This is a genomic window from Pseudomonas sp. LH1G9, assembly GCF_002949975.1.
Lineage (GTDB): Bacteria > Pseudomonadota > Gammaproteobacteria > Pseudomonadales > Pseudomonadaceae > Aquipseudomonas > Aquipseudomonas veronii.
Genome location: NZ_CP026880.1, coordinates 2,059,820 through 2,078,447 on the forward strand (window position 1 = coordinate 2,059,820; position 18,628 = coordinate 2,078,447).

At 61.9% G+C, this 18,628-nt stretch carries 14 protein-coding genes; 13 read left to right on the plus strand and 1 reads right to left on the minus strand.

The window, feature by feature from the left end; all coding sequences use genetic code 11:
* Positions 1 to 82 precede the first annotated feature (82 nt).
* The 5 genes from C5F70_RS09675 to C5F70_RS09695 all read left to right on the plus strand — a co-directional run bounded on the left by C5F70_RS09675 (position 83) and on the right by C5F70_RS09695 (position 6,737).
* Complete coding sequence (locus C5F70_RS09675) at positions 83 to 2,155, plus strand: TonB-dependent siderophore receptor (protein ID WP_017849090.1); 2,073 nt, start codon at positions 83 to 85, stop codon at positions 2,153 to 2,155.
* A complete protein-coding gene (locus C5F70_RS09680) occupies positions 2,155 to 2,436 on the plus strand; it encodes a hypothetical protein (protein ID WP_034097888.1) in 282 nt (93 codons plus the stop codon). Before C5F70_RS09675 ends, C5F70_RS09680 begins: the two co-directional genes overlap by 1 nt.
* Positions 2,433 to 3,923, plus strand: coding sequence for a PepSY domain-containing protein (locus C5F70_RS09685; RefSeq protein ID WP_256588382.1), 1,491 nt, complete (start codon positions 2,433 to 2,435; stop codon positions 3,921 to 3,923). The genes C5F70_RS09680 and C5F70_RS09685 overlap by 4 nt, the downstream gene beginning before the upstream one ends.
* Positions 3,924 to 3,936: 13 nt before the next feature.
* Positions 3,937 to 5,163 (plus strand): RhtX/FptX family siderophore transporter, encoded by a 1,227-nt coding sequence (locus tag C5F70_RS09690; RefSeq protein WP_017849093.1) that lies wholly within the window; start codon positions 3,937 to 3,939, stop codon positions 5,161 to 5,163.
* Between the two features lie 296 nt (positions 5,164 to 5,459).
* Positions 5,460 to 6,737, plus strand: coding sequence for an MFS transporter (locus C5F70_RS09695; RefSeq protein ID WP_026140300.1), 1,278 nt, complete (start codon positions 5,460 to 5,462; stop codon positions 6,735 to 6,737).
* On the opposite strand, the gene C5F70_RS09700 is transcribed toward C5F70_RS09695, so the two are convergent.
* Positions 6,731 to 7,786, minus strand: coding sequence for a helix-turn-helix domain-containing protein (locus C5F70_RS09700; RefSeq protein WP_104903190.1), 1,056 nt, complete (start codon positions 7,784 to 7,786; stop codon positions 6,731 to 6,733). The two genes, C5F70_RS09695 and C5F70_RS09700, sit on opposite strands and share 7 nt — an antisense overlap.
* Before the next feature lie 636 nt (positions 7,787 to 8,422).
* On the opposite strand from C5F70_RS09700, the gene tssA reads away from it, so the two are divergent.
* The 8 genes from tssA to tssH all read left to right on the plus strand — a co-directional run bounded on the left by tssA (position 8,423) and on the right by tssH (position 18,618).
* Entirely contained in the window at positions 8,423 to 9,973 is a 1,551-nt protein-coding gene (gene tssA / locus C5F70_RS09705) for a type VI secretion system protein TssA (protein WP_104903191.1), read from the plus strand.
* 98 nt (positions 9,974 to 10,071) lie between these two features.
* Positions 10,072 to 10,569 (plus strand): type VI secretion system contractile sheath small subunit, encoded by a 498-nt coding sequence (tssB, locus tag C5F70_RS09710; protein ID WP_017849097.1) that lies wholly within the window; start codon positions 10,072 to 10,074, stop codon positions 10,567 to 10,569.
* 3 nt (positions 10,570 to 10,572) lie between these two features.
* Complete coding sequence (gene tssC / locus C5F70_RS09715; protein WP_017849098.1) at positions 10,573 to 12,057, plus strand: type VI secretion system contractile sheath large subunit; 1,485 nt, start codon at positions 10,573 to 10,575, stop codon at positions 12,055 to 12,057.
* A 159-nt stretch (positions 12,058 to 12,216) separates the two neighbouring features.
* Complete coding sequence (locus tag C5F70_RS09720) at positions 12,217 to 12,705, plus strand: Hcp family type VI secretion system effector (RefSeq protein WP_017849099.1); 489 nt, start codon at positions 12,217 to 12,219, stop codon at positions 12,703 to 12,705.
* Positions 12,706 to 12,775: 70 nt separating this feature from the next.
* A complete protein-coding gene (gene tssE, locus C5F70_RS09725; protein WP_226926231.1) occupies positions 12,776 to 13,195 on the plus strand; it encodes a type VI secretion system baseplate subunit TssE in 420 nt (139 codons plus the stop codon).
* Positions 13,196 to 13,198: 3 nt separating this feature from the next.
* Entirely contained in the window at positions 13,199 to 14,914 is a 1,716-nt protein-coding gene (gene tssF / locus C5F70_RS09730; protein ID WP_104903192.1) for a type VI secretion system baseplate subunit TssF, read from the plus strand.
* Positions 14,878 to 15,885: a type VI secretion system baseplate subunit TssG gene (tssG, locus tag C5F70_RS09735; protein ID WP_104903193.1), complete on the plus strand. Its 1,008-nt coding sequence runs from the start codon at positions 14,878 to 14,880 to the stop codon at positions 15,883 to 15,885. Before tssF ends, tssG begins: the two co-directional genes overlap by 37 nt.
* The gene (tssH, locus tag C5F70_RS09740) at positions 15,886 to 18,618 is read left to right on the plus strand and encodes a type VI secretion system ATPase TssH (protein WP_104903194.1); all 2,733 of its coding nucleotides are present in this window, start codon (positions 15,886 to 15,888) and stop codon (positions 18,616 to 18,618) included.
* Positions 18,619 to 18,628: the final 10 nt, after the last annotated feature.

Consider the following 18,628-nt stretch of genomic DNA (forward strand, 5'->3'; position numbering starts at 1 on the left):
TCGATAAAGAGGCTGGGCAATGTCACACCGGGGAGCAACAAAGGCGGGGCGGGGTTTCCAACGTAATGGGGCGCAACTTGGGATGGTGCTGGTGCTGGGCCTGAGCCCGTTGGCACAGGCGATTGCGACCGTGCAATTGCCTGACATCAAGGTCGCGGGTGACGACACCTCGGGCGAGGTGACCCCGCCCGGCGTGACCACCATCGGCAAGCTACCGCTCAAACTGCGGGAAACGCCGCAGTCGGTGAGCGTCATCGACCATGAGCGCATCGAGCAGCAAAACCTGTTCAGCCTCGATGAAGTGATGCAGCAGGCCACTGGCGTGACGGTGCAGCCGTTCCAGTTGCTGACCACCGCGTACTACGTGCGTGGCTTCAAGATCAACTCTTTCGAACTGGATGGCGTGCCGGCGATGCTCGGTGAAACCGCCGGTTCGCCTCAGGACATGGCGGTGTATGAGCGCGTCGAAATCCTGCGTGGCTCCAATGGTTTGCTGCACGGCAGCGGTAACCCGGCGGCCACGGTCAACCTGGTGCGCAAGCGCCCACAAAAGGCATTCGCCGCCAGCACCACCCTCAGCGGCGGCACCTGGGACCGTTACCGTGGCGAAGTGGATGTCGGCGGGCCGCTGACCCAGACTGGCAACGTGCGTGGGCGTGTGGTGGCGGCCTACGAGGATCGCGACTACTTCTACGATGTCGGCAAGCAAGACACCCAGTTGCTCTACGGCATCACCGAATTCGACCTGAGCCCCGACACCCTGCTGACCCTGGGCGCGCAATACCAGACCATCGACTCGGTGACCAACATGGCCGGCGTGCCCATGGCCAAGGACGGGTCGAGCCTGAACCTGTCGCGCTCCACCTATCTGGACGTGGACTGGGACCGCTTCAAGTGGACCACGCGCCGGGTGTTCGGCTCTCTCGAGCAGCAATTGGATCACGACTGGAAAGCCAAGGTCGCCGCCGAATACCAGGATGCCGACTCAAGCCTGCGCTATGCCGGTGCTTTTGGCGCCATTGACCCGCTCACCGGCGATGGCGGTCGCTTGATGGGCGCTGCGTATAAATTCAGCAGCACTCAAAAGAGCGTGGATGCCTCGGTCAATGGGCCGTATTCGTTGTTTGGCCGCAGCCATGAGTTGCTGTTGGGCACCAACTACAGCCACGGCGAAACCGAGCAGCGCACCGCCCAGTTCACCACGCCGCTCAACGTGCCGGTGAATGTCTATCGCTGGGACCCGAGCAGTGTGCCCAAACCCGGGATCGGCGCCTACACGTCGCCCGGGTCCACGACGACCACCTCCAAGGGCGTCTACGCGCTGACCCGCTACAAACTGCTCGATCCGCTGACCCTGGTCATCGGCGGCCGGGCCAGTTGGTGGGACCAGAACGCGCCGACCAGCCACTTCACCCCCGGCCGGGAAATAACCCCGTATGGCGGCTTGATCTGGGACTTTGCGCAGAACTGGTCGTGGTACGCCAGCTACGCCGAGGTCTACCAGCCGCAGACCGGGCAAACCTGGAGCGGCGACCTGCTCAAACCGGTGGAGGGCAAGACCTATGAAACCGGGATCAAGGGCGAGTTGGCGGACGGGCGTTTGAATGTGTCGCTGGCGGTGTTCCGTATCGACCTGGAGAACAATCCGCAGGTCGATCCGGACCACCCGGGTGTGGGGCCGACCACCTATTACATCAGCGGCGGCAAGGTGCGCAGCCAGGGCTTCGAGCTGGAGAGCAGCGGTTATATCACCCCCGAATGGAACGTCTCCGCCGGTTATACCTACACCAGCACCGAGTACCTCAAGGACACCAACGCTTCGGGTGAGCGCTATGCCAGCTTCACGCCGCGTCACATGGCGCGGGTGTGGACCCAGTACGAGTTGCCGTGGCAGGACCGCCGCTGGAGCGTCGGTGCCGGCGTGCAGGCGCAAAGTGATTACTCCACCCAATCCGGCGCTGTGACCCTGGAGCAGGGCGGCTATGCCTTACTCAATGCGCGGGTCGCCTACCGCATCGATGAGCATTGGACTGCCGCGGTCAACGGCAACAACCTGGCGGACCGCAAGTACTACCAGAGCCTGTCCAACGTCAATTGGAACAACCGCTATGGCGAACCGCGCAGCCTCAATCTGACCCTGCGAGGTACGTTCTGATGGCCGCGCCGGCCCTCGGTTCCTGGCCGCTGCGCATTTGTCTGGCGCTGGCGGGCAGTGTGCTCAGCAGCCTGCAACTGGCCGTCCTGCTGGCGCGGCATTATCCGTGGGGCGGTGGGCTGGAGCGGCTGTATGCCGGCGTGTTCCTGGGCTTGGGGTTTCTGGTGACGGTACTGCTGTGGTCGCTGCTGGCGCCGGATCGCAAACGCGTGGTGTGTCGTTCCAGCGTCTGGCTGCTGCTGTTTACGCCCTGGCTGCTTTGGGATGGAGCCTGGCGATGAACCTGATGGGCGCACCGAGGGCATTGGTCCAGCGTGTACACGCCGGGGCAGGCGGGGTGTTTGGGGTACTGCTGTTCGTGATCCTGCTGACGGGGGCGTGGAGCATGGCCCATGAAGACTTGCGCGCCTGGTTTCGCGGCCCGGCGGCGTTGGCTCACGGGCCGGCGCTACCGGTCGCGCAATGGCCGGCTATCGCTCGCGAGCGCGGCCTGGCGCTCGGTGAATTGCGCATTCGTTTGCCGGACAGCCGCCACTCGGTGGTCGAGTTGTGTGCATCGCCCAAGGACTGCACGGTCGCCTTGGACCCCTCCAATGGCCGTGAGCTGGCGTCAGGCAACGCGGCCGATATCCTGTTCAACCTGCACAAAAGTCTGTTCATCGGTTTTCCCGGCCGGATTTTGATCAGTTTGTTGGGCGTGGTGTTGTTGCTGATGATCTGGGCAGGCAGTGCATTACACAGTGGGCGCCTGCAAGACCTCAAGCGCCTGCGGCGCGACCGTGGGGCACGGGTGTTCGCCCATGACTTGCACAGCCTGATCGGCCGTTGGTGCGGGCCCTGGTTGCTGCTGTTTGGTATCACTGGCGCGTTGTCCGGCCTGGGGGCGCTCGGCACCTTGGGGCTTGCCGCGCAGGCGTTCCCGGGCGCGCCGCAGCAAGCGTTCATGCAGTTGCTGGGGGCGCCGCCGCAGGTCGGCCGAACAACGGCTTCGGCGCCGGCGGTCGACCTGGATCAGTTGCTGCACCAGGACGCCGTCGCCCATCCGGGGTTCTCTGCTCAAAACGTCGCCTTGCACCACTGGGGTGAGCCGGATGCCTGGGTGGAAGTGAGCGGTATCCAACAAGGCCTGCCCAGTACGGCCGTCTTTGAACGGCATGCCTATCGCGCCGCTGACGGCCTCGCCGTCGGCTCCAGCAGCGCCAGCGGGCGCGGTCTGTGGTTGCAGGCGTTTATTGCGGTGCAGCCGCTGCACTTTGCCGACTACCGCTGGGTGCCTGTTGGCGGGTCACTGCTGCGTGCCGTGCATTTCGGCATGGCGTTGGCGGCGGCGGGGTTGGTGCTCAGCGGCTTGTACCTGTGGCTGGAGCGTCGGCGCCTCAAGGCCGGCGGCGGTTGGCAGGTGCTACTGCGCCTGGTGATCGGCGGCGGTGGCGGGTTGCTGGCGGCCACGGCGGTATTGCTCTGCGCGGGGGCGCTGGGCAGTGCCAACCTGGCGTGGTGGTTCTGGGGCGGTTGGCTTGCCAGCCTGCTGCTGGCCTGCCTGATGCCCCCCAGGCGTCAACCGCTGCACCTGCTGCTGGCCGTGACGGGCCTGGGCTTCCTGGCGGCGGCGCTGCTGCACCTGGCCGGCAGCCTGAAACAAGGCAGCGTGCCGCTGTGGCCCATCGATCTTGTGTTGCTGCTGTGCGCGGCCAGTGCCCTGTGGGCATTGCGGCGCCTGATTTCTTTTACGCGTGCGGCACGGGCTGCCGCCGCCAATGTTGCCTGAGGGGAGACTTGTAATGCTGGATCTGTTGAAACATTGGCGCATGGTGCTGACCTTTGCACTGTTGTACCTGTCCCAAGGCATTTGCTTCGGCATCGCCATGGACGCCTTGCCGACCCTGCTGCGTCATGACGGCGCGGCGCTCCACGCCTTGGCCTTCCTGCCGTTGGTGGGGATACCGTGGGTGGTCAAGTTCCTCTGGGCGCCCCAGGTGGATAACCATTGGAGCCCACGCCTGGGACGGCGCCGCAGTTGGATCATTCCCATGCAGATACTGGTGCTGCTGTGCATTGCCTGCCTGGCGAGCATCGGCCTGCGCGTCGAGACGGCAGGCATCGCCGTGGGCCTGCTGATTGTTGCCTCGCTGGCCAGCGCCACCCAGGACATCGCCACCGACGGCATGGCGGCCGAGTACTTTAGCGGCAACATGCTCGCGCGGATTAACGCCATCCAAGTGGGCGGCACCATGGTCGGCTTCTTCGTTGGCGGCGCCGGCACCTTGCTGCTTAGCGGTTACCTGGGGCAAACCAGCGCGTTCAGTCTGCTGGCTTTGGTGCCGTTGTTGAGTCTGGTGTGCGTCGGCTGGCTGCACGTGGCACCGGCCAAGGAAAAACAGCCAGATGTGGCGCATGCCTCATTATGGCGGTTTATCAAGCGGCCGAAGGCGCTGGCGCTGGTGGTGCTGGCCTTGTTGTCGGCCATGACGTCAGTGTCGGGTTTTGGTTTGTCAAAGCTGTTCCTGAATGACGCCGGTTGGTCCTTGCAGGCTATCGGCCAACTGGGCATGAGCGGCGGCGTGGTCACCATCGTCCTCGGCTGCGGCGGTGGTGCGTGGTTGATCCGGGTGTTGGGGCTGTGGCCGACGTTCATCCTGGCGGTGGGCATGGCCGGCGCTGCCGCGTTGACCTGGCTGCTGCAAGCCAACGGCATGCTTGCCACGCAAACCGGACTGATCTGGTTGGCCGTGGGCCTGGGCTCGTTCGCGACCGGTGCCACCTCGGTGGTGATCATGACTGCCTCCATGGCCTTCGCCGCGCAAAGCGACCAGGCCGGTACGGACATGACCGCCGTGCAAAGCACGCGTGATCTGGGGGAAATGCTGTCTTCGACCTTGCTGGTGGGGTTGACTGCGCAGGCGGGGTATAGCGGTGGGTTTCTTGCGGGGATGGTGATGGCGATCCTGGCGTCGTTGGTGGCGTTGAATGTGTCACGTCACCGTGTGGGGGAAAGGGCGGCGGGCTGATTGATAGGTTCGGCGATCGTCAAAAGCGCTCAACGGGTCAATCAGTGCGAGCGCTCGTGATCTTCCGACATGAAGCCTGCGGCGCGGAGCCGCAGTGAGTGCGCGCCTGCTGGCGTTATAAAAGGGGTACATACAAGCCTGATATTGTTCCGTAGGATGCTCCCGCCAGGACGCTACTACAAATTAATAGCCCGTCGATCGAGCTGTTAGCGCCCAACGTACCCATGAGGGGCCTTTTGGGCCCACGTGTTCGCTACCCAGCGCGCTTTGATTGACTCGACGGGACCTCGGCCTAAATGTCTTATCTTGAATCTGGCGATTGTCCGGTGACCTTCAGGCAATCGAAGAAGGTGATAGTCGCGACAGTCGTTGGCAATGGCCTGGTGATCTACGACTTCACGGTATACAGCTTTTCTGCCGTGATCATCGGCAAGCTGTTTTTCCCATCGGACAGTTCGTTCGCCTCGTTGCTGATGGCATTGTTGACGTTTGGCATCGGTTTCGCGATGCGCCCGCTGGGCGCAATCGTGATCGGCAACCTCGCCGACCGCAAAGGGCGAAAAGCCGGCTTGAATGTCACCAATCTATTGATGGCAGCCGGTACCGCCTTGATCGCGTTCATGCCGACGCATGCATCGATCGGCGTCACCGCAACGGTGTTGCTGGTGCTCTCGCGGTTGCTGCAGGGGTTCGCGACCGGAGGGGAGATCGGCGTGTCGTCCGTGGTGCTGATGGAGCTGGCGGCGCGCAATCAACGCTGCTATCTGGTCAGTTGGCGTTCTGCCAGCCAGGCGGCCGCGGTTTTGGTGGGAGCGGTTGTCGGTGCCACCACGACCGCATTGCTGACCCCCGAACAGTTGCTGGCCTGGGGCTGGCGTATTCCTTTCGTGCTTGGGCTTTTGATTGCGCCGTTTGGGTGGTTCATTCGGCGCAATATGGTGGAGACAACACGGCGTGGTATCCAGTCGCCGTCGCTGCGTGTCTTGCTGAAAAACCACCGCCCCCAGCTATTGCTGGGGATCTTGATGATGGCAACCCCCACCGCAAGCATCTACCTGATGGTGCTCTACATGCCGACCTATCTGGTTCGCACGTTAGGCCTGTCGCCGAGCATGAGCTTGCTTTCGGCGTGCTTTTCCAGTGCGATGCTGTTCATTGCCGCGCCATTGTTTGCGCGGTTCGCCGACCGGCTGCCGCGACGCAAGCCGACCCAATACGTGACGATGATCCTCAGCATCCTGTTGGTCTATCCGGTGTTCCTGGCCTTGACCCATGGGGTCGGCGAGCTGGCTTCCTTGCTGATCATCGGCATCTATTCGGCTGTCGCGATGGGCAACAACGGCGTCGCTACCGTCATGATCATGGAGGCTTTTCCGGCGCATCACCGGGCCACGGGGATGTCGATGGTCTACAGTTTCGGCGTGACGATCTTCGGGGCGTTCTGCCCGTTTTTTGTGACGTGGTTGATCGGTGTTACCCAGAACGCAATGGCGCCTTCCTGGTATCTGCTGGGCGCGCTATTGGTCAGCCTGTTCGCACTGGTGAAATTTCCAGCGCGGCAGCCGGCTCACTGATCAATTCGGCCAGCGACGTTACGGTGCCCCGGCATAGCGTTGCCCATTCGCTGTGCCGCCATCAGGCGATGATCCTGCGGCGCCAGGTCATAGCGACGACGAAACGCGCGGGTAAACGCCGATGCGCTGTTAAAGCCCAGGCTGTAGGCGATCTCAATCACCTGGCGGTCCGGATAGCGCACCAGTTCGTCCGCGGCTTCACGCAGACGGCAGTTGAGGATGTAACGACCCAACCCTCCTTCATGCTGGAACAGACGGTAGAGCGTGGCACGAGGCAGTTGCATGGCCATCAGCACGTACTCTGGCGTCAGCCAGGGTTGATACAGGTTGTTCTGCACATAACGCCTGGCTTTATCGAACATCGCACTGCGCGCCGCCGCCCGCACGTGCCCACCCAGCTTGGCCTGTTTCGAGAAGGCTGCGAGCATGAGTTGAACGGCGGTATCGAATGTCGACGCGGCCTCGGCGCTGCTGATAACCGGCAGTTTTCTGGAAAACGCCTCGACGTGCTCGATCATCAATTGGGTCATAGGCGTCGTATTCTCGAAGACACGCCCGTGGATCGACTCGGCATGCGGCAGCGCCGCTTCCACCACCGGGCGCGAGACAAAGAAGGTCAATACGCGGCAACGCCCCCGGCTCATTTTGATCGGCTGGTTCATGTCCATGGCAACGATGCTCGCCCTGGCGGACACGCCATGTTCCTGGGGGCCGCCTCGAATGGACTCCATTGCGCCTTGGGTGAAGACCTGGAAAACATAGTCCCGGACCTTGTCGGTAGAGATGCGCGCAATCGAACGGTCGAGCAACAAGGCGTCGCTTGAGCAGTCGGTGAAGACGCGATCACCCAATTTGTAGCGGTCAATGCTCGCGTTGAAGGGCGTGGTGGTTGCGTGGGATGTAGGCAGGACGTCGATGACGTGTCCGACCCGATCACGCCAGGCCAGCAGTTGGTTGGCAACCGGCTCGGCGCTGACCTCGAAGTGATCATGGGCGTGCCTGGAGCCGACGTGTTTAGGGGCGCATATGAGTGAAGCTGGTTTATTCATGAATTCACTACAACCCGGAAAGCCTATGTTCACGCCCCGTGAACAGGCGTTGCATCTTCCCACTGTACGTCCGTGCTACCTAGCGGCAGCCAGTCAGAATGGGTTGTGGTGCTCCTTATAACCGGTTTCTCCATGAAAGTAATGACAATCCCTCTTGTATCCAACTTGTTGCGCACTTTCTGGCGGCGGCAAGAGCCGGGCAGGGCGCCTGAAAATAATTGAAAAGTTGCAACGCAGGGTCAAGCCATCTGCAAGGCGCTTGATAGATTGACGCAAATTCGCATTTGACAGCGTTTATGTGTTTCCACGCTGTGAATGCGTGCGCTTGTTTCTCAAGCAAAGTGCGCTGGGTATTGGCCTTGTTATTTTCGGCGCGATGATCTGAACGGGTACGTTAAACCGGTCAGGACTTCAGGTGTTCACCCGATGGCCCCGGCGCCTTGGCTGACACATGCTTGTCCGACGGCTCAACGCGCGGGGCTTTGGCTTAGCGGATTACAGCCGCGGTGGGCGAAATATCAGGCCTTGGATCAATCAATGAAGATCGTCACCGCTGCATAAATCAACCCGGCATCGGCGGAATTTTTTTACGCGGCAACGATGTATCAAACAACCTATTGAAGTAAGGAGTAACGGATGAGTTGCCTCGACCGGGAAGTAGGTTCGTTTGCGATCAGTTTGACTCATCCTGCTGGCGTTAATCCTCGGGAAGGGCTGGCTTTTTCCCTCGCGCAAATCGAAGTGGATAAATTGAACAATATCCACGCCGAGTCCGGAGTGGATTGGCAGAAAGTCGCCGATGCCTGTGTAAAAGTGCTGCGAGAAGAGGGCAAGGACTTTAATGCCGCGGTCTGGTTGTTATGTGCCTGGACCACCCTGCAAGGCATTTCCGGCCTGGCGACCGGCGTGCATATAGTGCGCGAAATGCTCGAGTTGTATTGGGAGACCCTGACCCCGCCGCCGGCCAGATTGCGTGCCCGCCGCAACCAGGCCGAGTGGATGATCGAGTGGCTCGCCGTAAAACTTGAAGCCAACTTCGAAGCGGTGCCCGGGGAACAATTGGCGCAGTTGCTTGAAGACTGGGACGCCATCGATCGCCATTGGCGCGACCGGGACGCCGACGGCCCGAGTTTTTTTGCGTTGCGTCGTCGCCTATCGCAGTTGCCCGTGCAAGCGGGTGTCGAGCCAATAGCGGTGACGGCGGAAGAGGTTCCAGCGGCAGTCGATGCGCCTACAGCGCTCCCGACGCCGGTTGCGCACGCCCCTTCGGCGCCGCTCCCGGCCCTGGTGCCGACTCCGCCATTGGGCCGTCTTGAGAGCGATGAAGCCATCGAGAACGCGGTCAATAGCGTGTTTGCCGCGCTTGCACCGCTGCTGGGGTTTTGCCTGGAGTCTCGGGCGACCTTGCCGTTGCTGTTTCGCCTCAATCGTCAATTGGCGTGGACGACCCTGGAGCAGGTCCCTCCTGCGCAAGGCTACACGACGCGCGTGCCGCCGCCTTCGGACGCGGAACTCGAAAGTTTCAGCCGCTTGCAGAGCGTTGGCGAGCCGCTGGACATCGTGCGTTTTTGCGAAGGTCGGTTACCGAGTTATCCGTGCTGGCTGGACCTCAATCGGGCCAGTCATGCCGCGCTCTTGAGGCTCGGTTCGGCGGCGCAGGCCGGTGCTGCCAGCCTGGCCCTGGAAACCCGTCATTTTCTGGCGCGCCTGCCGGCGCTGGTCGAGCTGACATTCGCCGACGGCCAGCCGTTCGCCGACGGCGCGACCCGCAGTTGGCTCGAAGGTTTGGCACCGGCGGCCGGCAGCGGCGCCACGGATGGGCTGCAAACGCTGATTGATGAAGTCGCGCGTGATGCCGCCGAAGGCCGTTTGAACGAAGCGTTGGCGCGCTTGCAGAGCGCCGTGCGAGAGGCGGGCAGCGGCCGCGAGCGGTTTCGCCTGCGCGCTGCCCAATGCCATCTGCTACAGCGTTTCGACCCGCGCGCGCAGTTGGGTGTTGCCTTGGATGTGTTGCTCCAGGAAGCGACGGAGCAGGGCCTCGATCGTTGGGAGCCGGAGCTGGTCCGGCCGTTGTTGGAGTTGGCACTGACGCATGACGACGGCGGTTCGAGAGCGCTGTGGGCGCAACAGTTGGCGGCAATGGATTTGCCGGCGTTCTGGCGTTTGGCCAGCCCGCCGGCAAGTTGAATGGGCAACAGGCAATACCTGGCAGGCGTGTGCATATCCATGCCATGAGTTTTCTAACGGCTGCGTTGAGCGAGTCCGGTAAACAGGAGTGAGATTTAATGGCTAGTGAAGGTTCGGTCGCGCCTAAAGAGCGCGTCAATATTGTTTACAGCTCTGACACCGGCGGCGCGCAGGAACAGGTCGAGCTGCCGCTCAAGCAACTGGTGATCGGCGACTTCACCTTGCGTGAAGACGACACGCCGGTTGAAGACCTCAAACCGATCCGCGTCGACAAAGACAACTTCACCGATGTGCTCAAGGGCCAGAACCTGAGCCTGCAGTTGGCGGTGCCCAATCATCTGGCGGAAAACGCGCCGGAGGACGAGCAGATCCCGGTCTCGCTGACCTTCCAGTCCATTCGCGATTTTGAGCCGGATGCCATCGTGGCCCAGGTTCCCGAGTTGCAGCAACTGATCGCCCTGCGGGATTCGCTCAAGGCCTTGAAAGGGCCGATGGGTAACTTGCCGGAGTTTCGCAAACAGCTGCAGGCCCTGATGAACGATGACGGGGCCCGCGAGCGTTTGCTCTCGGAACTTGGCGTAAAGGACAAGGAATAACCCATGAGCGAAGAAAAGAGTCAGGCAGCGAGCACGACCGGCCAGGCGGTCGAGTCGGTTTCCCTGTTGGATCAGTTGGTGGAAGCGACGCGCGTCAAGCCGGGCGACGAGGCGTATGCCGTCACCCGTCAGGGCCTCGAAGCGTTTGTCACCGAACTGCTCGAGCCGGCCCGGCAGGCCGAGAAGGTCAGCGCCGGGTTGATCGACGACATGATCGCCACGCTGGATGCCAAGCTGTGCCGGCAGGTCGACGCGATCATTCACCACCAGCAGTTCCAGAAGCTGGAATCGTCCTGGCGCTCGCTGAAGTTTCTGGTCGACCGCACGGATTTTCGCGAGAACAACAAGCTGGAAATCCTCAGCGTGTCCAAAGAGAAGCTGCTCGAAGATTTCGAGGATGCGCCGGAGATCACCCGTTCGGGTCTGTACAAGGCGGTGTACACCGCCGAGTTCGGCCAGTTCGGCGGCCAGCCGTTCGGCTCGATCATCGGTAACTACGAGTTCAACCCCGGGCCGCAGGACATGAAGTTGCTGCAGTCGGTCGCCGCGATTTCGGCGATGTCCCACACGCCCTTCATCGCCGCGGCCGGACCACAGTTCTTCGGCATCGACAGCTTTGCCGACCTGCCCAACCTCAAGGATCTGCAAGCCGTCTTCGAGGGGCCGCAGTTCACCAAATGGAATGCCTTTCGTGAAAGCGACGACGCGCGTTTCGTTGGCCTGACATTGCCGCACTTCCTGCTGCGCACGCCCTATGGCGAAGACACGGTCCCCGCCAAGACGTTCCGCTACAACGAAAACGTCGGTGGCGGCAACCAGGACTTCCTGTGGGGCAACGCTGCGTTTGCCTTTGCCAGTCGCCTGTCCGACAGCTTTGCCCAGTACCGCTGGTGCGCCAACGTCATTGGCCCACAGGGCGGCGGCACCGTCGGTGATTTGCCGATCTACAACTACGAGGCCATGGGCGAAACCCAGACCAAGATCCCGACCGAAGTGCTTATTTCCGAGCGCCGCGAGTTCGAGCTGGCCGAGCAGGGTTTTATCGCACTGACCATGCGCAAGAACACCGATAACGCGGCGTTCTTCTCCGCCAACTCGTGCCAGAAGCCCAAGTTCTTCGGCAATGACAAAGAAGGCAAGGAAGCCGAGCTGAACTACAAGCTGGGCACCCAACTGCCGTACATCTTTGTGGTCAGCCGCCTGGCCCATTACATCAAGGTCATCCAGCGCGAAAACATCGGCACCTGGAAAGAGCGTGGCGACCTGGAGTCGGAGCTCAACACCTGGATTCGCCAGTACGTGGCCGACATGGATAACCCCGCCGCCGGTGTGCGCAGCCGTCGCCCACTGCGTCAGGCGGAGATTACCGTCAGCGACGTCGAAGGCGATCCAGGCTGGTACCGCGTCGGTTTGAAAGTCCGTCCGCACTTCAAGTACATGGGCGCGTCTTTCACGCTGTCGCTGGTGGGCAAGCTCGACAAGAGCTGATCGGTAGCGCGAATGGGCAACGCCGCCGTTGCCCATTCAGGTGTTCACCCGAGGGTCATTGCCTCGGCGTTTCCATAAGATGGATTCAACGCAGCGAGACAGGGCCAGAGGCGCTGATCGATGCCTGAAAACTCACTGATTAAACCCGGAGTACACGTTATGCCAATGCCATGCTACTTGAGTATCGAAGGCCAGAACCAAGGCAAGATCGAAGGTTCCAGCACGGTTACCGGTCATGAAGGAAAGATCCTTGTTCAGGCCGTCGAACACCTGATCGATATTCCCAAGAACCCGCAGACCGGCCTGCCTGCCGGCAAGCGTGTCCACCAGGGCATGACCCTGACCAAGGAAATCGATAAGTCTTCTCCAAAGCTGCTGCAAGCCCTGACTTCCGGCGAGCAACTCAAGTCGGTAGTCCTGGAGTTCTATCGGATCTCGCCTAAAGGCACCGAAGAAAAGTACTACACCATCACCCTGAGCAATGCCGTACTCGTTTCGGCCCGCACCTGGGTGCCGAACGTGTTGAGCCCTGAGTTCAAGCAAATGGGCCATATGGAAGACATCGGCATCACCTACGAAAAAATCGTCTGGACCTGGGTACCGGACGGTATCGAAGCCGAAGACTCGTGGTTGGCGCCAAAAGCGTAAGCCCGGCTCGACGGTTCAATGCCGCCCTGGTCCAGGGCGGTGTTCTTGTTACTGCAGAAGGTACACCGCGTTGAGAGAAAAGCGATTGCTGGAGCGCATCACAAGCCTGCAGGCCGAAACCGGTCGCACGCACCTGACCCAGGCTGAAGTGTTGACGCAGTCGATCGTCCAGCATCTGCAACGCATTTTGAATACCCGGCGCGGCAGCGTGCCGATTGACGCCGAGTTTGGCGTACCCGACTTCACCAATCTGGCCGGTTCGTTTGCGACCGGCGAGACCACGCAAATAATCGAGAACATGACGCGCATGATCGCCCGCTACGAGCCTCGCTTGAAATCGCCGCGCATCCTGGTCGCCGAAGGTGCCCAGGAAGTGTTGTCGCTGAGTTTCAGTCTTGAGGGCGTGGTGTCGATCGATGACCGGGACATTCCTATTCACCTGGCAACGCGTGTGTCTTCGGACGGTCGCGTGTCCCTGGCGATGCACTAAGTCATGCTCAACAGCCATTATCAAAGTGAACTCAACCAACTGCGGCGTCTGGCCGATGAGTTTGCCCGCCGCAACCCGGCCCTGGCGCCGCTGCTGGGGGTGGACTCGGCCAATGACCCGGACGTCGAACGCTTGCTCGAAGGCGTGGCGTTTCTCACCGGGATGGTTCGCCAACGGTTGGACGACGAGTTTCCCGAGTTCATTCAAGAGTTGGCGCAGCTGCTCTATCCCCATTACCTGCAACCGTTGCCCTGCCTGACGCTGCTGCAATTTCAGCCGCGCACGGCATTGCAGGAGGTTACGCGTATCGAGCCCGGCTGCGAAATTGCCTCGGTGCCGGTCGATGGCCAGCGCGTGCGCTTTAGCAGTACAGCGGCGGTCGACCTGGAACCGTTGCAACTGCTCGGCAGCCGCTGGGACGGCGGCGCCGGTGAAGAGCGCAGCCTGGTCCTGGACTTTGCTTTTACCACCGCTGACCCGAATAGCTGGCTGGCTGACAGCCTGCGTTTCTATCTGGGGGATGGCCTGGTCGATGGCTCCAAGTTATTGCGTCTGTTGCAGCTCAACCTGCGCGAGATTCGCATCTCTGCGCAAGAGCAGCCCATGACGGTATTGCCGGCCAGCCATTTGCGTGGCCTGGGATTCGATGCGAGCAACGCCTTGCTGCCGTTTCCCGATACCGCGCACCCGGCCTATCGGTGCCTGCAGGAATACTTCGCGCTGCCCGAGAAATTCCTGTTTATCGAGCTTCGCGGCTTCAAACAGTGGCGAGCCAGAGGCGCAGACGGGCGCTTCAGCGTGCGCCTGATGTTCGAGAACCTGCCGGACTGGACACCGAACCTGTCGGCCAACAGTTTTTTGCTGGGGGTGACGCCAGCGATCAATCTGTTCGCCCAGGACGCACACCCGCTGCGCATCGACCACAAGCAAGTCGACTATCGCATCCAGCCTGCCGACCATGGCCAGCGCATGAGCATGCGGATTCATTCGGTGCTCAAGGTCAGTGCTTATTCCGCTGGAGGCGGGGAGCGCCTGCTGGAGCCGTTCAATACCTTCTCGCAGCGCGACACCTATAACCTGCGCATCCGCGCCTCGAGTATCGATGCCCAAGGTTATGACCACTATCTGAGCCTGCCCTACAGCGAAGGCAAAGTGCCGGGCGAGATGACCTTGTCCATCGGCTTGCTCTGCACCAATGGCAAGCTGCCGGAAAGCCTGCGCCTGGGGGATTTGAACCAGCCCACCGACAACACGCCGCCCAGGGTCGAATTCAAGAGCATTCGCGGCATTACGCCGTGCCAGCCGCCCAAGTTCGACGACAAGTTGCTGTGGCGCATGCTCTCGCAGCTCAATGCCAACCACTTCCGCCTGGCCGATCGCGACTACCTGCGCGGCCTGCTCGCGCTGTATCTGCCGAGCGTCGGCGAAGGGGCCCAGGACGCCAACCAGCGGCGCATCGATGCCATCGAAAAAGTCACCGTCAGCCACGAGCGGCGTTTTATTCGCGGGCTGCCGATCGAAGGCAGTGTGGTCCGGGTCGAGTGCCGGGGCGACTATTTCCTCAGCCCCGGCAATTTCTACCTGTTCGGTTGTGTGCTGGATGAGTTTTTCGCCGGCTGTACGGCCATCAACAGCTTTACCGCCTTCACGCTGTTCGACAGCGTCAACCACGAGACCTTGAAATGGCCAGCGAAGATCGGGCACCAACGCCTGTTGTGATCGATCCGCTGCTCGATGACGGCGGCGAGTTCGGGTTTTTCCAGGCCTTGCGCCTGTTGCGGTTACGTTTCCCGAGCGAAAAACACTTCGTCGACAACGTGCGGGTCCGGCCGCGGCTGGGGCTCGGGTTTCCGCTGCGGGATATCGAAGGGATCGAGCAGGACGACGACGGTCGTTATCGGATCGAGGCCAACTTCTTCGGGCTGTATGGCGTCACTTCGCCGTTGCCGACGTTTTACACCGAAGACCTGATCGACGAACAACTGCTGGGCCATTCGGCGGGACGTGACTTTCTCGACATCCTGCATGCCTCGCTCTATCCGTTGCTGTTCCGTGCCTGGGAAAAGCACCGGATCTGGATCGACATTACCGAGCGGCGCGACGTCAAGAGCCTGCGTCAGTTGCAGGCGCTGATCGGCATTGCGGATGCGCGTCCGGAGCAGCGCGATCAATCCACCGATTTGCTGCGGTATGCCGGGTTGTTCAACCAGTACCCGCGCTCGGCCCTGGGTCTGCAGCAGTTGGTCAAGGCGGTACTCAGCGATGTGACGGTGGAAGTCGTGCCGTGTGTCGAGACGCGCCTGCGGATCGACCGCACGGCACGCACTTACCTGGGCACGCAGTGCGGGGTGTTGGGCGAAAACAGCCTGCTCGGTCGTGAAGTCATGGACCGCAGCGGCACCCTGGATATCCGCCTGACGTCACTGAGTACCGAGCGTTTTCACGGGTTATTGCCGGGGCAGGCGCTGTATCAAAAGCTCGAACGCTTGGTGGGGTTGTATTTGCAGACACCGCTACGCAGCCGTCTGGTCATGCGTCTTGCGGCAGATAAGCAGCAGTGCGCTTCGCTGGGCGGCGGCTGGCAGCGGCTGGGCCTGGATACCTGGCTCGGTGACGGAGACACACAGGACGACGTTGTATTCATGCTGACGGCCGAACACGGACCAATGCTCGAAGAGAGGGCTCGCTAGATGATTCAGGTAGAACTCAAACCGCTGTTCGCACGGCTCAATGTGTACAGCACCAAGGCCCTGGAGAACGCGGCGGGCCAGACCCTGGCGCGCGCTCACTACGAGATTTCCCTGGAGCACCTGCTGCGCCAGTTGCTGGAAGATCCGGATGCCGATACGACGCGCATTCTCGCGCGCTTCGAGATCGATCCGATGCGCTTGCGTGCGCTGTTGGATGAGGGCCTGGCGCAGTTGAAAAACGGCAACCCGGGACGTCCGGTGTTCGCTGGCCTGCTCACCGAATGGATTCAGGACGCCTGGCTGATTGCCTCGCTGGTGGTCGGCAGCGGGCGGATTCGCGGCGGTTCGCTGCTGCTGGCGCTGGTATCGCGCCTGGGCTACTACAGTGCTGGCACGCGTTACGGCGAACTGCTCAAGCCGATATCCACCGATGCCCTGACCGCAGAGTTCGCTCAACTGTTGGGCGGCTCCAGCGAAGGTCCGCTGGACAGCCTGCAGACCGGCGCGGCCTGTGCTTCGTTGGCCGGCGCCGGCGGCAGTGCGCCCGCAGCCGAAGACAATATCGCGCGCTTTTGCGAAGACCTGACCGCCAAGGCAGCGGCGGGGCGCATCGACCCGATTTTCGGGCGCGATGATGAGATTCGCCAGATGATCGACATCCTCGCCCGGCGGCGTAAAAACAACCCCATCGCCGTGGGCGAGCCAGGTGTGGGCAAGTCCGCCGTGGTGGAGGGCCTGGCGTTGTTGATCAGCCAGGACGAAGTCCCCGACTTCCTCAAAAACACACGTTTGCTCAGCCTGGATCTCGGTGCGCTGGAAGCGGGCGCCAGCGTCAAGGGCGAGTTCGAAAACCGTCTGCGTGGCGTCATCGAAGAGATCAAGGCGTCCACCACGCCGGTGATCCTGTTCATCGACGAAGCGCACATGCTGATCGGCGCCGGCGGCGCGGCGGGTGGCTCGGATGCGGCCAACCTGCTCAAACCCGCATTGGCCCGTGGCGAGTTGCGCACCATCGCCGCCACGACCTGGTCGGAGTACAAGAAGTACTTCGAGAAAGACCCGGCCCTGGCGCGTCGTTTCCAACTGGTCAAGCTGGACGAGCCGAGTGTCAAAACCGCAGTGTTGATCCTGCGCGGGCTCAAGGGGCACTACGAAAAAGTCCACGGGGTCAGCGTGCGTGACGACGCCATCGTCGCCGCCGCCGAATTGTCGGATCGCTACATCACCGGGCGCTTGCTGCCGGACAAGGCCGTGGACTTGCTCGACACCGCCAGCGCCCGGGTACGCATCGGCCTGGGCATCAAGCCTGCCGAGTTGGAGCGCATGGAGCGGCAGTTGTCCGGTCTGGCGCGTGAACAGAGCGCGCTGGAGCGCGACCGTGGCAATGGTTTCCCCGTAGAAGACCAGCGCCTGACGGATATCGCCGACGAACAGGCTGAGATTGACGAGCGTCGGGTTGCGCTGGAAGTCCGCTGGCTGGCCGAGCGCGACGCGGCGCTGCGCGTCCTTGAAGCACGCAAGCAACTGACCCTGCAAGCACAGGACCTGCCGGTTCCGGCCGAAGGCGAGGTTGTGCAGGTACTGGCCTCGCTGGAGGAACGTCAGGCCGAGCTGGATCAGGCCCGTGAAACCCTGGCCGCACTGCAAGGCGATGCGCCGTTGCTGTTCACCGAGGTCAGCCCCGATGCGATTGCCCAGGTGGTTTCCGACTGGACCGGCGTGCCGCTGGGCAAAGTGCTGCGCGATGCGGCGGGCGGCGTATTGGCCCTGGCCGACAACCTCAAGATGCGTATTCGCGGTCAGGACACCGCCGTCGAGCAGATCGCGGAAATCCTCAAGGCCGCGCAATCCGGCCTGCGCGATCCGCAACAGCCGTTGGGTGTGTTCCTGCTGGTCGGGCCGTCGGGGGTCGGCAAGACCGAAACCGCTCTGGCTGTGGCCGAACATCTGTTCGGCGGCGAACAGGCGATGATCTCGGTGAACATGAGCGAGTATCAGGAGAAGCACACCGTCAGCCGCTTGGTGGGTTCGCCCGCCGGCTATGTCGGCTTCGGCGAGGGCGGCATGTTGACCGAGGCGGTGCGCAAGCGTCCGTATTCGGTGGTGCTGCTCGATGAAGTGGAAAAAGCCCACCTGGACGTGGTGAACATTTTCTATCAGGTCTTCGACAAGGGCAGCCTGTCCGACGGCGAAGGGCGGCAGATTGATTTCTCCAACACCGTGGTGCTGCTGACCAGCAACCTGGCCACCGAAGAAATCCAGAACCTGTGCGTCGACGGGCGGCCCGACCCGGACACCCTCGCGGAAAAAATCCGCCCGACTCTGTCCCGGCATTTCAAACCGGCGCTGCTGGCGCGCATGACCATCGTGCCGTTCTTCACCCTGGGTGGCGCGCAACTGGCGGGCATCGTGCGCCTCAAGCTGGGCCGGCTCAGCGAGCGTCTGCTGGCTTCGTCGAAAGTCCGTCTGACGTTTGCAGAAGAGGTCGCCGACGCCATCGCCGCGCGCTGCACGGAAGTGGAAAGCGGGGCGCGCAATATCGACTTCATTTTGCGTAAGAGCCTGACACCGCGCCTGTCTGACGTCTTGCTCGGGGCGATTGCCGATCAGCGGCCCCTGGCCGGCTTGCATGTGGCGGTGGATGCGCGCGGCGAGTGGATCATTACCACGCAAGATGTCGATGCGATCAGGTCTTTACCCGAGCGTGAAGCGCTGCTTGAGCCCCTAGAGTGACCGCTCGTTT

Excerpts from the sequence above, each read along its gene's own strand:
- C5F70_RS09675 (WP_017849090.1), top strand. The coding sequence starts at position 83 with ATGGTGCTGGTGCTGGGCCTGAGCCCGTTGGCACAGGCGATTGCGACC.
- C5F70_RS09680 (WP_034097888.1), top strand. The coding sequence starts at position 2,155 with ATGGCCGCGCCGGCCCTCGGTTCCTGGCCGCTGCGCATTTGTCTGGCG.
- C5F70_RS09685 (WP_256588382.1), top strand. The coding sequence starts at position 2,433 with ATGAACCTGATGGGCGCACCGAGGGCATTGGTCCAGCGTGTACACGCC.
- C5F70_RS09690 (WP_017849093.1), top strand. The coding sequence starts at position 3,937 with ATGCTGGATCTGTTGAAACATTGGCGCATGGTGCTGACCTTTGCACTG.
- C5F70_RS09695 (WP_026140300.1), top strand. The coding sequence starts at position 5,460 with ATGTCTTATCTTGAATCTGGCGATTGTCCGGTGACCTTCAGGCAATCG.
- C5F70_RS09700 (WP_104903190.1), bottom strand. The coding sequence starts at position 7,786 with ATGAATAAACCAGCTTCACTCATATGCGCCCCTAAACACGTCGGCTCC.
- tssA (WP_104903191.1), top strand. The coding sequence starts at position 8,423 with ATGAGTTGCCTCGACCGGGAAGTAGGTTCGTTTGCGATCAGTTTGACT.
- tssB (WP_017849097.1), top strand. The coding sequence starts at position 10,072 with ATGGCTAGTGAAGGTTCGGTCGCGCCTAAAGAGCGCGTCAATATTGTT.
- tssC (WP_017849098.1), top strand. The coding sequence starts at position 10,573 with ATGAGCGAAGAAAAGAGTCAGGCAGCGAGCACGACCGGCCAGGCGGTC.
- C5F70_RS09720 (WP_017849099.1), top strand. The coding sequence starts at position 12,217 with ATGCCAATGCCATGCTACTTGAGTATCGAAGGCCAGAACCAAGGCAAG.
- tssF (WP_104903192.1), top strand. The coding sequence starts at position 13,199 with ATGCTCAACAGCCATTATCAAAGTGAACTCAACCAACTGCGGCGTCTG.
- tssG (WP_104903193.1), top strand. The coding sequence starts at position 14,878 with ATGGCCAGCGAAGATCGGGCACCAACGCCTGTTGTGATCGATCCGCTG.
- tssH (WP_104903194.1), top strand. The coding sequence starts at position 15,886 with ATGATTCAGGTAGAACTCAAACCGCTGTTCGCACGGCTCAATGTGTAC.